The following is a 14,601-nucleotide window of genomic DNA, read 5'->3' on the forward strand; positions in this document are numbered from 1 at the left end:
TGCCGGTGACGATCACCCGCTCCGGATCGACCTGCGGCAGCGCGCGGGCGGGGGTTCGGTGGAGTAGTCTGGAAGTAGTTCAGATTTGAACCAATGGGAGTGAGGAAGCCATGACGACCGCCACGCCGGGGAGGATGCCGGCCCTCTACCTGGGCCACGGCGCTCCGCCGCTCGCCGACGACGCCCTGTGGACGGGCCAGCTCGCCGACTGGTCGGCGGGCCTGCCCAAGCCCAAGGCGGTCCTGATGATCTCCGCCCACTGGGAGGAGGCGCCGCTCGCCCTCGGCGCCACCACGACCGTCCCGCTGGTCTACGACTTCTGGGGCTTCCCGCAGCACTACTACGAGGTCACCTACGCCGCCCCCGGCGCATCCGAGCTCGCCGAGTCCGTCCGCAAGCTGCTGCGCGGCGCCGGCACGCCCGTCCAGGACATCCCGGACCGCGGCCTCGACCACGGCGCCTACGTCCCGCTCGTCGAGATGTACCCCGACGCCGACGTTCCGGTGCTCCAGGTCTCCATGCCGACGCTCGACCCGACCGAGCTGATGCGGATCGGCCGCAAGCTCGCACCGCTGCGCGACGAGGGCGTGCTGATCGTCGGCAGCGGGTTCTTCACGCACAACCTGCGCGCCCTCACCCAGGACGGCAGCGTCCACTCGATCATGGCCGAGTTCGACGACTGGGGCCGCCGCGCCCTCGAGGCCCAGGACATCGACGCGCTGCTCGACTTCGAGCAAAAGGCGCCGGCCGGTCACCTCGCCCACCCGCGCACGGAGCACTTCGCCCCGCTCTTCGTCACCCTCGGCGCCTCCGAGAACGAGCTCGGCAGCGGCCGCAGCGTCATCGACGGCTTCTGGATGGGCCTGTCCAAGCGCTCCCTCCAGTTCGGCTGACGGCAGATTCGGGTGACGCCGGGCCCGTCGGACGCACAGACTCCTCGACATGAGACTTCTCGTGATCGGTGGATCGGTGTTCGTCGGGCGGGCCTTCGCCGAGGAGGGCGTGCGCCGCGGCTGGGAGGTGACGGTCTTCAACCGCGGCCGCAGCCAGCAGGACCCGGCGGGCGCCCGCGTGCTGCGCGGCGACCGCACCGACGAGGGGGACCTGGCGGCGCTCGCCGCCGCCGGGCCCTACGACGCGGTGGTGGACACCTGCGGCTACGTGCCGACCGAGGTCACCAAGTCCGTGAAGGCGCTCGCGGGCAGTGCGGACGCCTACCTGTTCGTGTCGACCATCAACGTCTACCCCGGCTATCCGGGCGAGCCCACGGACGAATCCTCCCCACGCCACGGCGGCCGCGCCGACGGGGGAGCGGACGACGGCGAGTACGGCTGGCTCAAGGACGGCTGCGAGAAGGCCGTCCGCGCCGCCTTCCCCGGACGCGTCGTCGTGCTGCAGCCGGGCATCATCGTCGGCCCGCACGACCGGGCCCGCCGCACCACCGCCTGGCTGCGCCGCGCCGCGCAGGGCGGCCGCATGGCTGTGCCCGGTATGCCCGACCGCGCGCTGCGGCTGATCGACGTCCGCGACCTGGCCGCCTTCGGCCTGGACCTGCTCGCCGGCCCGCGGCGCGACGAGGTGGAGGACTACCTGCTCCCCGGCGCGCCCGACAACGGCAGCTGGGGCGACTTCCTCGACGCGTGCGTCGCGGCGACCGGCGACAAGGCGGAGCTCACCTACGTCGACGACGAGCTCTTCGTCGAGCACGAGGTCGAGCCCTGGACGGAGCTCCCGCTGTGGCTCCCGGCGGGCCGCGACGAGTTCGCCGCCACCTGGGACGCCTCCTGCGCCAAGGCCCTCGCGGCCGGCCTGCGCTGCCGCCCGGTCACCGACTCCGTCCGCGAGACCGCGGCGTGGCTCTTCGGCCCGGGCGGGGAGCAGGTCGCCTTCGAGGACTACCGCCAATTCGGCACCTGGACGCCGTTCTTGTCGGCGGAGAAGGAGCAGGCGATCCTGGCGGAGCACGACGCCCGTGGGCAGGCCTCGTGACGCTCCGAGCTCGGCGCGGACCTCGCCGCTGAGGTCCGCGGGCGGGGCTACGCGGTGAAGACGCCGGCCTTGGCCCGGTTCAGCTCGTTCGCTATCGCGACGAACGCCCGGCGTTCCGCGCGCGACAGCGAGACCTGCTCGGCCGGGTCGAGGCCCACCCCGCTGCCGCCGACCGCCCAGGGGCGGAAGGTGGCGAGCCAGACGGCGCGCACGCCCATCAAGGTCCACAGGCCCGCGAGGGCGAGCAGCGTGTACAGGGCGACCGCGTGGATGGGCGTCAGTTGCTGATGCATACCCGGGACCGTCCTAACGAAGCGGGACATGAGCGCGCTGGACACGCGCGTGACAGGGAGGGCTTGCCCGTGCTTCCGGCCTAGTTAACACCCCGTTCCGGGATCTTGGATACCGGGGTGGCACGTCAGGTCGCGATCAGGTCGCGCTCAGGTCCCGGTTCGGCGCGGCGCCGGTGTCCGTCGCGGTCCAGCTGGCCAGCAGCCGCAGGGCCTCCGCTGAGGGGGAGCCGGGCTCGGCGGCGTAGGTGACCAGCATCTGGTCGGCGTCGGCAGGCAGCATCAGCGACTCGAACGCGAGGCTGAGCCGGCCGACCACCGGGTGGTGCAGTTCCTTCGCGCACGGGCCGGTGCTGCGCACGTCGTGGGCGGCCCACCACTGGCGGAACTCGGGGCTCTTCACCGACAGCTCGCCGATCAGCGCGGCCAGCCGCGGGTCGTCGGGGGAGCGGCCGGCGTCCATCCGCAGGCCCGCCACCACGTCCTGGGCCTTGCCCTCCCAGTCGTCGTAGAGCTCGTGCGAGGCCGGGTCCATGAAGATGATCCAGGCCATGTTGCGCTGCTCCGGCGGACGCGCCCCGAAGTCACCGAGCAGCGCGCAGGCCATCCGGTTCCAGGCCAGCACGTCACAGCGGCGGCCGAGCACGTAGGCGGGGACGGAGTCCATCGCGTCCAGCAGGTGCTGCAGTTGCGGGCGCACCCGCTGCGGGCGCACGGCGGCCGTCCGGCCGCGGCGCGGGGCGGGCTTGGCGAGGTGCTCCAGGTGCTCGCGCTCCGCGCGGTTCAGCCGCAGCGCGTCGGCGATCGCCTCCAGCACGGCGGCCGACACGTTGTGCGCGTTGCCCTGCTCCAGCCGCGTGTAGTAGGCGACGCTGACCCCGGCCAGCTGCGCCAGCTCCTCGCGGCGCAGCCCCGGCACCCGCCGGCGCACGCCGAAGTACGGCAGACCCACGTCCTCCGGCTGCAGCCGCGCGCGCCGAGTCCGCAGGAACTCGCTCAGCTCGTTGCGCGGGTCGATCGGGGCGGGGACGTGCTGCGGGTCGGGGCTCATGCCAGCCAAGTATGACGGCGTTCCTTCGTACCAGGGTGATCCTGCCAGTGGTAGGAACCGCAGGCGTACGTTCGAGGAGGATCTGGCTGCACCCCCGCCGGCGCGGCAGGCTGGGCATCATGACTACGAGCACGATCCCCGCGTACGCCGCCCCGGCCGCCAAGGCGCCGCTGGAGCCCACCACCGTCCCGCGCCGCGAGCTCGGCCCGCACGACATCCTGATCGACATCGCCTACGCAGGTATCTGCCACTCGGACATCCACCAGGTCAACGAGGAGTGGGGCCCGGCCATCTTCCCGATGGTCCCCGGCCACGAGATCGCCGGCACCGTCGCCGCGGTCGGCTCTGCCGTCACCCGGCATGAGGTCGGCGACCGGGTCGGCGTCGGCTGCCTGGTCGACTCCTGTGGTGAGTGCGAGCAGTGCCAGGGGGGCTTCGAGCAGTTCTGCTCCGGCCCCGGCGGTGCCACCGGCACCTACAACGACACCGGCCGCGACGGCCTGCCCACCTACGGCGGGTACGCCAAGCAGGTCGTGGTCACCGAGCGTTTCGCGCTCAAGATCCCCGAGGGCATCCCGCTGGACGCGGCCGCGCCGCTGCTCTGCGCCGGCATCACCACCTACTCCCCGCTGGACCGCTTCGGCGCCGGCCCTGGCAAGAAGGTGGCCGTCGTCGGCCTCGGCGGCCTCGGGCACATGGGCGTCAAGATCGCCCACGCCAAGGGCGCCGAGGTGACGGTGCTCTCCCAGTCGCTGCGCAAGCGCGAGGAGGGCCTCAAGCTGGGCGCGGACCACTACTACGCCACCAGCGACCCGGCCACCTTCGAGGAGCTGGCCGGCAGCTTCGACCTGATCGTCAACACGGTCTCGGCCGAACTCGACCTCAACGCCTACCTCGCCCTGCTCAAGCCGAACGGCGCGATGGTCCAGGTCGGTGCGCCGCCGGTGCCCGTACCGGTCCAGGTCTTCTCCCTCATCGGCGGGAACAAGACCCTGGCGGGTTCCATGATCGGCGGAATCCCGCAGACCCAGGAGATGTTGGACTTCTGCGCGGAGCACGGCATCGGAGCGGAGGTCGAGGTGATCCGGGCGGACCAGATCAACGAGGCCTACGAGCGCGTCCTCAAGAGCGACGTACGCTACCGCTTCGTGATCGACACCGCGACGATCTGACGTTCCTTCACCCCTGGATCCTGGAGCACTGCCCCGATGAGCCTGCTGTTCGAGCCCCTCGCCCTGCGCGACGTCACCGCCCCCAACCGGATCTGGATGGCGCCGATGTGCCAGTACTCGGCCCCGGCCGAGGGGCCGAACAATGAAGGCGTGGGAGTGCCGGGGCCATGGCACTTCCAGCACCTCGCCTCCCGCGCGGTGGGCGGTACGGGCCTGATCCTCACCGAGGCGACGGCGGTGACCCCGGAGGGCCGGATCAGCCCGTGGGACCTGGGCATCTGGAACGACGACCAGGTCGCCGCGTTCCGCAGGATCACCGCGTTCCTGCGCGAGCTGGGTACCGTCCCCGGCATCCAGCTCGCGCACGCGGGCCGCAAGGCCTCGTCGGCGCGCCCGTGGGACACCCCGGGCGGCTCGCTCCCCGTCGGCCACGCGTTGGCGTGGCCGACGGTCGGGCCGAGCGACGTCGCCTTCGGCGCGATGACGGCTCCGGCGGAGCTGACGGTGGAGCAGATCGGGCTCGTGGTGCGCCGCTTCGCCGAGGCCGCGCAGCGGGCGCTGGCGGCGGGCTTCCAGGTCGCCGAGGTGCACGGCGCACACGGGTATCTCGTGCACGAGTTCCTCTCGCCCTACTCCAACCACCGCACCGACGCCTACGGCGGGCCGGTGCAGAACCGGATGCGCTTCGCGCTGGAGGTCACCGAGGCGGTCCGGGCGGTGTGGCCGGACGAACTGCCGGTCTTCTTCCGCGTCTCCGCGACGGACTGGCTGGACGTGGGCGGCTGGACGGCCGACGACTCGGTCCTGCTGGCCAAGGAGCTGGCGGCGCGCGGCGTCGACCTGGTGGACGTCTCGACGGGCGGCAACGTCCCGGACGCCCGGATCCCGGTCGGGCCCGACTACCAGGTCCCCTTCGCCGCCCGCATCCGCAACGAGGCGGGCCTCGCCTCCGCCGCGGTCGGCTTGATCACCGACCCCCACCAGGCGGAGTCCATCCTCGCCTCCGGCGACGCCGACGCCGTCCTGCTGGGCCGCGAACTCCTCCGCGACCCGTACTGGGCCCGCCACGCCGCGGCCACCCTCGGCCACGAGCTCCCGAAGCTGGACCAGTACGCGCGGGCCTGACCAAGGAAGGACGCCTGCCTGCGTAGATGTCCCGAATTGCGTGGCCGGCTGGGCAGGCTAGCCTGACAGCTGTTACTGCTCTCGGCTGAACGGGGGTGGTCGGATGGCCACCTTGGTGTCGGTGAACGTCGGCCTGCCCCAAGACGTGGCATGGCAGGGCAGGACCGTGCATACCGGTGTCTGGAAGCATCCCGTGGCCGGCCCTCGTCTGGTGCGCAGACTCAATATCGAGGGGGATGGACAGGGCGACCTGGCCGGACACGGAGGCGAGCAGCGGGCCGTGATGGTGTACCAGCTGGATTCCTACCGCTACTGGCAGGAGCAGCTGGGACGCGACGACTTCGTGATGGGTCAGTTCGGCGAGAACTTCACCGTGGACGGGCTCCCCGACGACGAGGTGTGCATCGGGGACCGGTACCGCATCGGTGGCGCGGTGTTCGAGGTCACGCAGCCGAGGGTCACCTGCTACCGCGTCGGGCTCCGGATGCAGGAGCCGCGCATGGCCGCACTGTTGGTGTCCCACGGCAGGCCCGGCTTCTATTTCCGAGTCCTGACCGAGGGCACCGTGCAGGCCGGGGACGAGATCGTCCGGCTCGGGACAGGGCCCGAGACGATGACCGTCGCGGAGATCGACGCCCTGCTCTACCTGCCCGGTCATCCCAAGGACCAGGTGGAGCGGGCGCTACGGATCGAGGCGCTCAGCCCCGGATGGAAAGGCTCGTTCGAGGCCCTGCTGGAGAGCGCTCAAAGCGCTGCAGGCGGCGGGAACGTAGGGCTCACGGCGGCCGCGGCCAGTCCAGCGCCGGCGTGGACCGGGTTCCAGCGATTGCGCGTCTCCCGGGTCCAGGCCGAGAGCGACACCGTGTCCTCGTACACGCTGCAGACGTTGGACGGTGCAGCGCTGCCCGCCGCGTTGGCCGGGCAGTTCATCACGCTGCGTCTTCCCCGGGAGGACGCGGACGGGCCCCTGATCCGGACCTATTCCCTCTCCGGCGCGCCCGGCTCCGCCGACTACCGCATCAGCGTGAAGCGGGAACCCCGGGGCGCGGCAAGTGGCTGGCTGCACCACCACGCGATCGCGGGTCTCGAACTGGAGGTCGCGGCGCCCCGAGGCGTGTTCACCTTGGCCGAGGGCCCCGGACCGGTGGTCCTGGTATCTGCCGGGGTGGGTATCACACCGGTCCTGGCGATGCTCCACCGACTTGCGGCGCTGCAGACGCAACGCCGCGTGTGGTGGCTGCACGGGGCGCGCAACAGCGACGACGTGCTGTTCGCCGGAGAGGTGCGGGATCTGCTGGGGACGCTCTCCGACGCCCGGGTCCGTGTCTGCTTCAGCCGGCCACTGCCCACCGACCGCATCGGCGAGGACTACACCGATGCGGGACGGCTGTCCGCGGACCTGATCAGGACGCTCGACCTACCCTCGGACGCCACCGCGTACGTGTGTGGGCCGGCGGCCTTCATGGACGACATGGTGCAGGTCCTGACGGACAGCGGCCTGGACGCGGCGCGTGTGCGCACGGAGGCCTTCGGTGCGGCCGCCGGCATGACTCCCGGTGTCGTGGCCGGTGGCTCGGAGCGCGCGCCGCACCTGCCCGACCGTCAGGGTGACGGTCCTGTGCGGGCAACGGTGTCGTTCAGCCGCAGCGGGCTGACCGTGCCGTGGAGGGCCGACGGGCCGACGTTGCTGGAGTTGGCCGAGGCCTGTGACGTTCCGGTGCGGTGGTCGTGCCGGACCGGGGTCTGCCACAACTGCGAGACGGCGACCCTGTCCGGCACGGTGGTCTACAGCCCGGAACCGGTGGAGGAACCGGCACCGGGCAACGTGCTGCTGTGCTGCTCGCGGCCGCGGACTGATGTGGTGCTGGACCTGTGAGGCGTCACAGCCGGTGCGGAAGATCCACGGCGCGACCGGCGGCGCGGGGGATTTCAAGTTAAGAACCTTGACCAGACCTCGAACTCATCCTATCTTCATGCCAGTTTCCTTGCGCCATCGGAGGGCAAAGCGGATCAAATCCAACTCGGGCATCCGATGAAACGGATGCCAAGGGGAGGCAGGCATCATGATCAGGCAAGTGTGCTCAAGGCCCAGGCTCTCGCTGGTACTCGCGGGTGGGACGGCCGCCCTGCTTGCCTCGGCGGGCACCGTGGCTGCGGCGCCGGGGCCGGGGCCGGGGTCGGCGTCGGCAAGGCCGTTAGCCGCGGCCGCGGCTGACCCGGTGTCACTCTCCGGCTGGAACCTGGCGGTTCCCGTCGACTCGTCGGGAGGGACGTCGGGCGACGCGATGACGATCTCGCCGGCCACCCTCTATCCGCCGTACCTGACGCAGGACAGCGGTGGCGCGCTGCACTTATGGGCGCCCGCGAACGGAGCCCGGCTCGGCATCTCGCTGCACGCCCGGACCGAACTGCGGGGCCCCGGCACCTTCGTCCTCGGCCAGGGCTCCGCGGGCCTCGAGGAGACGGCGGCCGTCACGCAACTGCCGGACAACAGCCACGACATCATCATCGGGCAGATGTTCCCCACGGGAACGACACCCTTCGCGATGCTCCACTACCAGTCGGGCAAGGTCTACGGATACATCCACGGCCAGTCCCAGGAGTACGTCCTGATGAGTGGCATCCCGCTGGGAGCCACCTTCCAGGACAGCATCGAGGCCAACGGCGACACGGTGACCTTCTCGGTCACCTACAACGGCCAGACCTCCAGCCTCGACGCCACGAACATCGACTCCTTCATCGGCGACACCATGCACTTCCAGGCGGGCGACTACCAGCAGGACCTCTCGGACAACCCCTCCACGGACGGCGGCGCGGTCACCTTCTCCGCGCTGGACCAGTATGGCGTCCCCGGCGGCTCCTCGGGACCGGGCGGTGGCGGCGGTGGCGGCGGCACCGGCTTCCCGACCGGCTACCACCAACTCGTGGTGCAGAACAGCGGCCTGTGCGCGGACGTGAACAACAACAGCACCGCGGACAACGCCGTGATCGACCAGTGGACGTGCAAGACCTCCGGCACGGCGAACCAGGAATTCCAGTTCGTCCCGGTCGCGAACGGCTACGGCGAGCTGCAGAACGAGAACAGCGGCTCGGACGTGGTGGTCCAGGGCGCATCCACGGCCCAGGGCGCGAAGGTCGTCCAGTACACCCAGAACGGCTCCGCCAACGGCCTGTGGCGGCCGATCCGACAGTCCGACGGCACCTGGCAGTTCCAGAACCAGAACAGCGGCCTGTGCCTGGACCAGGCCGGTGCCGTGAGCACCGTCGGGGTGCAGTTCGACCAGTGGCCGTGCAAGTCCGGAACCGGCGACAACCAGGACTTCGCCGCGCAGTGACCCCTCGCCGCCGAGAAGCGGGCCGGCAGCGGCGGGAACGGGGGTGGACACGCCGGCGTTCAGCGACTTCGACGCCACGAGGCGAGTTCCTCGACCGACAATGGGAGGCGGTTCGCCTCCTGCTCGCCCGCGAGGCGACCGGCGGTCATCATCTGGAAGAACCGGAACGGGATCCGCACGGTCTGCGGCACCACGACCAGGTCGCCCAGGTCGCGCTCACGGAAGCGGCGGACCAGCTGCCGGCCGCTCCAGTTGTTGCGGTGGCCGTCGGAGTAGCAGCGCATCAGGGCACGGGTGATCACCTGGTCCGCATGGTCCACGATGGTGGCGTCGAAGTCGAAGTCGAACGCGGCGATGCGCCCGCCCGTCCGGGTCACCCGCACCAGCTCGTCGATCGCGGTGTCGATTTCCTCGCAGTGCATCAGGACCATCTTGGCCCGTGCTCCGTCGAAGCTGTCGTCGGCGAAGGGGAGATGCGCCAGGTCGGCGTACCGGAACTCGATCCGGGCGGGCTCGCCGGGGCCGCGGCGGCGGGCCTCGTCGAGCATGGCGGCGCTCAGGTCGGTCGCCACCACCTTGCCGCTCTCGCCGACCAGTCCGGCCAGTTCGCGGGCGTCGTCCCCGGTGCCGCAACCCACCTCCAGCACGGATTTGCCGGCGAGGTCGCCGAGCGTGTGGGCCAGGGTGCGCCGGATCTCGTCGTAGCCCGGGACGGAGTTCGCCAGGTCCATGAAGTCGACGAACCAGCGGGCGTCCGGAGCCCCGTCCACGGTGGTGAAGTTGGCGATGTCCTTGACTGTCATGATGCCTCCGTTGAGGTGAAGATCCCGGCGCGCGGCGAGGCGACCCGCCCGGTCGCCGTCGCGGACCGCTTCTGTCTTCGGATCCCTGCCAACGTACGGGAGGCGACAGTTCCGGCTCCGCTCGTATGTCAGGTCGCGGGCCACGGCCCGGGACCGCGCCGGGACTCGGGCGAACGGGTGAGGTGAGAGGGGCGTGCGGCGGGGTAGCGATAGGGGGCATGGCAGACCTGTCGACATCCCCGGGCCCCTCCCGCCGCGCGCTCCTCTCGCTCGGCGGGATGACGCTGATCACCGTCCGTGCGGCAGCCCCCACCCAGGCCGAGGCCATGGGGCTGCGGGCCGCTCCGTCCTCGCGGCCGCCGGGTCCGGCTGTCTCGGCGGAGCGGCAGGGGGACTCCCACCCGGTCGGCGCGGCCCTGCCGGACGACGACGGGCCGAGCGACCGCGGCCCGCAGTTCTACGTCCACAAGGGACCGCACGCGATCGCGCTCACCATCGACGACGGCCCCGACCCCCGCTACACCCCGCAGGTCCTCGCGCTGCTGCACCGCTACGGGATCACTGCGACGTTCTGCCAGATCGGCGAGCAGATCGCACGCCATCCCGCGCTCGTGCGCGAGGTCGCCGCGCGCGGACATCTGCTGGCCAACCACACCTGGACCCACGCGGACCTCACCCGGGTGACCCCGAGCGCGGTCCGCGAGGAGATCGTGCGCACCAGCGAGATCCTCGACCGCGTCGCGGGCCACCAGCCCGTCTTCTTCCGTGCCCCCTACGGCGCCTGGTCACGCCGCGTGCTGACGGAGTGCCGCGCCCACGACCTGCGGCCGCTCGACTGGTCCGTCGACCCGCGGGACTGGTCCCGGCCGGGCGTGACGACCATCGTCCGCACGATCCTTCGCACGACCCGCACCGGCTCGATCATCCTGGAGCACGACGGCGGGGGAGACCGCTCCGAGACGGTCGCCGCGCTGCGGACAGTCCTGCCCCGGCTGCTCGACGCGGGCTACCACTTCGTCACGCCCTGACGGCCCAGTGAGGGGGTCGCCGACGGCACCACCCTCACCCACGGCGGCACCCCCGGCTCGCTGACGCTCGGTGCGGGTGAGTACGTGGCCCAGGCTCAGCTGTGCGAGGGGCGGCCGCGACGGCGGGGCGGTGGACACACCTCGTGGCGGCAGGCCCGTTTCCACCCCTTTAAGCACGTATCCGTAACTTGGGCGACCCCTATTGTTCGCGCGGGGGCGGGGACCGACCGTTGACGGTAGTGGCCGTATTCCCCCAGCTCAGGAGCCCGAATGGATGCCACACTCGTCGTCGGCCCCCGCCGCGCCTGCCGGAGGGGCGACTACCGGCACTCCACCGCCTGTGTGATGCCCGCCGTCGCCGCCTCCGTGCCCGCCCTGCGCCGGTTCGCGGTTCGTACCGCCAGGCGTTGCGGACTGCTCGACGACGTCGCCGAGGCACTGGCCCTGATCGTGACCGAACTCGTCACCAACGCGGTGCGGCACAGCGGAAGCCCCGACGTCACGCTGCTGCTCTGCGTCGCCGACGGAGATCTGACCGTGCAGGTCAGCGACACGGGCAGGTGGCGACGCCCGACGGCCCCGCCCGCTTCCGAGCCCGGTGCCCGCGAGCCCGGCCCGCTCTGCGGAGGACGCGGCCTCCTGCTGGTCGAGGCGTACGCCGCGAGCTGCGCCGTCCAGGTCTCGCGCAGCGGCACCACGGTGACGGCCGAGCTGCGCCTCCCGCCGAAGGCGGCCGCACACCCCCTGACCGACCCGCTCCAGCCACGGGTGCGGGTCTGTGCCGCGACGCCTTGACGCGTGCGCCGGGCACCCCCCGCGCCTTCCCCGCGAGCCGGTCCGTCCCGGCCCCGCCCCTCGTTTGCCGCCGACCCTGGGCCGATCTAGCGTGGGCAGCCAGGGAAGGTGATCGCGTGGCACGTGTGCTCGACCAGAGCGCCGCGGCCGGCGGCGGTGGCTTCGCGTTCGTGGGCCGGCAGCGTGAGCTGAGTCTGCTGCTGGCCGCGGCCCGCACCCCGCCCGCGGCGGTCCTGATCGAGGGCGAGGCCGGGATCGGCAAGTCCCGCCTGGCGCACGAGGCCGTCGCCGTGCTGGCCGCCGAGGGCCGGCCCGTCCTGACCGGGTTCTGCCACCCGCTGCGGGAGCCGTTCCCCTACGGCCCGCTCGTGGACGCCCTGCGCGGGGCGGGGCGATGGCTGCCCGCGGGCGGCGTGGCGCCGACGGCCGGCGCCCTGGCGCCGCTGCTGCCCGACCTGGCCCACCGGCTCCCGCCGCCACCGCCGCTGCCCGAGGGGGCCCAGGCCCGCAGGCACCAGCTGGTCCAGGGCGTGCACTCTTTCCTCACCGCTCTCGGGCCTGCGGTCCTCCTGGTCGAGGACCTGCACTGGGCCGACGAGGCCACCCGGGAACTGCTCCTGCTGCTCGCCCGCGACCTGCCCGCGGAGCTCAGCCTGGTCCTCACCTACCGGGCCGAGGACCTGCCGCCGGACACCGGCGCCCTGGGCGCCGCCTACCGCAGGCCGCCCGGCACGAACGGCACGGTCATCAGGCTCACCCGGCTGTCCCGGCACGACGTCCAGGAACTGGCCGTCGCGGCGCTCGGCGCGCAAGCCACGGCCGAACTGGGCGGAGCCCTGTACGAGCGCAGCGAGGGCCTGCCGCTGGTGGCCGAGGAGGACCTGCTCACCCTGCGCGAGCACGGCCGCCACCAGCCGCTCGGCGACGTCCGGGCGGAACTGGAGCGCGCGGGCGTGCCGCGTGGGCTGCGCGAGGCGGTCATCGAGCGCCTGGCGGCCCTGTCGCCACCCGCCACCGCGATCGTGGACGCGGCCGCGGTGCTCGCCGTCCCGGCCCAGGAGCCCCTGCTCACCCGGCTCGCGGGCCTGGACCCCGACGAAGGCGCCCGTGGGCTCGTCGAGGCCGTGCGGGCAGCGGTCCTCGGCGAGGCCGACGGCGGGCGCTACCTCTTCCGCCACGTCCTGGCGCAGCAGGTCGCCTACCGCCACGTCCCCGGCCCGCACCGCACCCGGCTGCACCAGCGGGCCATCGAGGAACTGGAGGGGCAGAACCCGGCCCCGCTCGTGCAGATCGCCCACCACACCCTCGCCCTGGGGGACCGCGAGGGCTGGTTCCGCCGCGCGGAGCGGGCCGTGGACCAGGCCATCGCCCTCGGCGACGCCGGCACCGCCGCCGGACTGCTCCACCGCATCCTGGAACAGCCGCACCTGGACGGCGACCTGCGCTCGCGCGCCGCACTCGCGCTCGGACGCATCGCCGTCAACGGCGCCGACCACACCCGCAACGCCACCGTCCTGCGCCGCATCCTCGCCGACCCGCAACTGCCCACCGCGACCCGCGGGGAGATCCGGCTCGCGCTCGGACTGCTGATGGTCAACCACGCGGGAGACCGCGCCGGCTACCGCGAACTCGAGGCCTGTGTGGAGGAGCTGGCGGCCGAGAAGCCGGAGCGCGCCGCCCGGGCAATGGTCGCCATGGCCATGAACGAGCGCGACGGCGCCGGGGCACGGGGCAGGGCCTGGCTGGATCGGGCCGAGCGGAGCGTCGCCGACAGCGGCAACGAGGCGATCAGGGCCACCGTGCGGGCGACGGGCCTGAGCCTGCTGGCCCGGGACGGAGACCCGGACGTCTGGGCGCAGTTGGACCGGCTGCCGCGCGAGGCCGCGGACGTCGAGGTCCTTCGGCAGACCACGCGCGCGCTCTACAACGTCGGCGAGATCGCTGTCGAACTCGGCCACGACCGGCGCGCCGCCCGACTGCTCGCGGAGAGCCGCGACCTGGCCCACCGCGCCTGGATCCCGCACCTGGAGTGCTACAGCCGGATCGCGCTGCTGCGCCTGGACGCGCTGGCGGGCCACTGGGACGGTCTCGCGGACCGCGTCGCCGAGCTCGGCGCGGAGTTCCCCGAGATCGCCATGTTCGACGAGGAACAAGCCCTGATGCTGGGGACGTTGGCCATCGCTCGCGGCCAGCGGACGCGCGCCTTGGAGCAGTTCACCGCCGCCGCGGCCTCCGGGGAACGCAGCTCGCAGGTGACCGTGGCGCTGCGGGCCGCCACGGGCCTGGCCGAACTGCGGTTGCTCCAGCGTGCGCCGCGGGACGCCTGGGCCGTCGCCTCCCCGGCGGTGGCCGTGCTGCGCGAGGCCGCGGCGTGGGCCAGGGCCACCGGTCTGGTCCCCGTCGCGGTCGAGGCCGCGCTCGGCTGCGACGAGGGCCGGGCCGCCCGGCAGCTGGTCGCGGACGCGGAGCGCGAACTCGCCCACCGGGACGCACCCGGCGCCCGTGCCGAACTCGCCTGCGCCCAAGGGATCCTGGCGCTCGTCAGCGGCTCGGCGCGGCCGGCCCGTGCGGCCGAGCACTTCGAGCGCGGCCGGCAGTCGTGGGAGGAGATCGGCCGACCCTACGACGCCGCGCGCGCCGCCGAACGCGGCGGACGCGCGCTCGGCGGCGACCGCCCCGAGGACGCCGCCGAGCGGCTCGGGCAGGCCCTGGACGCCTACCACGCGCTGCGCGCCACCGCGGACGCGGCACGATGCCAACAGGCCCTGCGCGACCTCGGCCTGGACCGCCCCGGCGCCCGCGGCCGCCGCGGCTACGGTGGCGAGCTGTCCCCGCGCGAACGACAGGTCGCCGAACTGCTCGCCACCGGAGCGACCAACCAGGACATCGCCGAGGCCCTGTTCGTCTCCCCCCGCACGGTCGAGCAGCATGTCGCCAGCGTCCTGAAGAAGCTCGGCACCACCCGCAGGGCTGTCGCCAGCGCCCTCACCAGCCCGGACGACTGAACCTGAGC

The 14,601-nt window shown here is 72.6% G+C and carries 12 protein-coding genes; 9 read left to right on the forward strand and 3 right to left on the reverse strand.

The window, feature by feature from the left end:
• The first annotated feature begins 110 nt into the window (after positions 1 to 110).
• Both DN069_RS01700 and DN069_RS01705 read left to right on the forward strand, forming a co-directional pair.
• Positions 111 to 893 (forward strand): dioxygenase family protein, encoded by a 783-nt coding sequence (locus DN069_RS01700; RefSeq protein ID WP_111498887.1) that lies wholly within the window; start codon positions 111 to 113, stop codon positions 891 to 893.
• Between the two features lie 49 nt (positions 894 to 942).
• Positions 943 to 1,989, forward strand: a complete 1,047-nt coding sequence (locus DN069_RS01705) for an NAD-dependent epimerase/dehydratase family protein (protein ID WP_111498888.1) — start codon at positions 943 to 945, stop codon at positions 1,987 to 1,989.
• Between the two features lie 47 nt (positions 1,990 to 2,036).
• Here DN069_RS01705 and DN069_RS01710 read toward each other — a convergent pair whose 3' ends face one another.
• The gene (locus tag DN069_RS01710) at positions 2,037 to 2,282 is read right to left on the reverse strand and encodes a hypothetical protein (protein WP_111498889.1); all 246 of its coding nucleotides are present in this window, start codon (positions 2,280 to 2,282) and stop codon (positions 2,037 to 2,039) included.
• A 136-nt stretch (positions 2,283 to 2,418) separates the two neighbouring features.
• Positions 2,419 to 3,330: a helix-turn-helix transcriptional regulator gene (locus DN069_RS01715; protein WP_111498890.1), complete on the reverse strand. Its 912-nt coding sequence runs from the start codon at positions 3,328 to 3,330 to the stop codon at positions 2,419 to 2,421.
• Between the two features lie 119 nt (positions 3,331 to 3,449).
• Between DN069_RS01715 and DN069_RS01720 the strand changes: the two genes are divergently transcribed.
• From DN069_RS01720 to DN069_RS40820, 4 genes are all read left to right on the forward strand, one after another.
• Positions 3,450 to 4,502, forward strand: coding sequence for an NAD(P)-dependent alcohol dehydrogenase (locus tag DN069_RS01720; RefSeq protein WP_111498891.1), 1,053 nt, complete (start codon positions 3,450 to 3,452; stop codon positions 4,500 to 4,502).
• 36 nt (positions 4,503 to 4,538) lie between these two features.
• On the forward strand, positions 4,539 to 5,627 hold the full coding sequence (locus DN069_RS01725) for an NADH:flavin oxidoreductase/NADH oxidase (protein ID WP_111498892.1): 1,089 nt from the start codon (positions 4,539 to 4,541) through the stop codon (positions 5,625 to 5,627).
• Between the two features lie 193 nt (positions 5,628 to 5,820).
• Positions 5,821 to 7,503 (forward strand): MOSC domain-containing protein, encoded by a 1,683-nt coding sequence (locus DN069_RS01730; RefSeq protein WP_341538429.1) that lies wholly within the window; start codon positions 5,821 to 5,823, stop codon positions 7,501 to 7,503.
• 187 nt (positions 7,504 to 7,690) lie between these two features.
• Complete coding sequence (locus DN069_RS40820; RefSeq protein ID WP_111498894.1) at positions 7,691 to 8,962, forward strand: RICIN domain-containing protein; 1,272 nt, start codon at positions 7,691 to 7,693, stop codon at positions 8,960 to 8,962.
• A gap of 59 nt (positions 8,963 to 9,021) precedes the next feature.
• Here DN069_RS40820 and DN069_RS01740 read toward each other — a convergent pair whose 3' ends face one another.
• Positions 9,022 to 9,765 carry a methyltransferase domain-containing protein gene (locus DN069_RS01740; RefSeq protein ID WP_207892018.1) on the reverse strand — a complete coding sequence of 248 codons (744 nt, stop codon included), beginning with the start codon at positions 9,763 to 9,765 and terminating at the stop codon, positions 9,022 to 9,024.
• A 218-nt stretch (positions 9,766 to 9,983) separates the two neighbouring features.
• Here DN069_RS01740 and DN069_RS01745 point away from each other — a divergent pair, with 218 nt between their 5' ends.
• From DN069_RS01745 to DN069_RS01755, 3 genes are all read left to right on the forward strand, one after another.
• Positions 9,984 to 10,793, forward strand: coding sequence for a polysaccharide deacetylase family protein (locus DN069_RS01745; RefSeq protein ID WP_165845334.1), 810 nt, complete (start codon positions 9,984 to 9,986; stop codon positions 10,791 to 10,793).
• Between the two features lie 270 nt (positions 10,794 to 11,063).
• Entirely contained in the window at positions 11,064 to 11,588 is a 525-nt protein-coding gene (locus DN069_RS01750; RefSeq protein ID WP_111498895.1) for an ATP-binding protein, read from the forward strand.
• 116 nt (positions 11,589 to 11,704) lie between these two features.
• A complete protein-coding gene (locus tag DN069_RS01755; protein ID WP_243638832.1) occupies positions 11,705 to 14,593 on the forward strand; it encodes a helix-turn-helix transcriptional regulator in 2,889 nt (962 codons plus the stop codon).
• Positions 14,594 to 14,601 lie beyond the last annotated feature (8 nt).

Origin of the sequence: Streptacidiphilus pinicola (genome assembly GCF_003258295.1) — a bacterium.
GTDB lineage: Bacteria > Actinomycetota > Actinomycetes > Streptomycetales > Streptomycetaceae > Streptacidiphilus > Streptacidiphilus pinicola.

Bases quoted from the DNA above. Each gene is read 5' to 3' on its own strand.
- DN069_RS01700 (WP_111498887.1), top strand. From the start codon at position 111: ATGACGACCGCCACGCCGGGGAGGATGCCGGCCCTCTACCTGGGCCAC.
- DN069_RS01705 (WP_111498888.1), top strand. From the start codon at position 943: ATGAGACTTCTCGTGATCGGTGGATCGGTGTTCGTCGGGCGGGCCTTC.
- DN069_RS01710 (WP_111498889.1), bottom strand. From the start codon at position 2,282: ATGCATCAGCAACTGACGCCCATCCACGCGGTCGCCCTGTACACGCTG.
- DN069_RS01715 (WP_111498890.1), bottom strand. From the start codon at position 3,330: ATGAGCCCCGACCCGCAGCACGTCCCCGCCCCGATCGACCCGCGCAAC.
- DN069_RS01720 (WP_111498891.1), top strand. From the start codon at position 3,450: ATGACTACGAGCACGATCCCCGCGTACGCCGCCCCGGCCGCCAAGGCG.
- DN069_RS01725 (WP_111498892.1), top strand. From the start codon at position 4,539: ATGAGCCTGCTGTTCGAGCCCCTCGCCCTGCGCGACGTCACCGCCCCC.
- DN069_RS40820 (WP_111498894.1), top strand. From the start codon at position 7,691: ATGATCAGGCAAGTGTGCTCAAGGCCCAGGCTCTCGCTGGTACTCGCG.
- DN069_RS01740 (WP_207892018.1), bottom strand. From the start codon at position 9,765: ATGACAGTCAAGGACATCGCCAACTTCACCACCGTGGACGGGGCTCCG.
- DN069_RS01745 (WP_165845334.1), top strand. From the start codon at position 9,984: ATGGCAGACCTGTCGACATCCCCGGGCCCCTCCCGCCGCGCGCTCCTC.
- DN069_RS01750 (WP_111498895.1), top strand. From the start codon at position 11,064: ATGGATGCCACACTCGTCGTCGGCCCCCGCCGCGCCTGCCGGAGGGGC.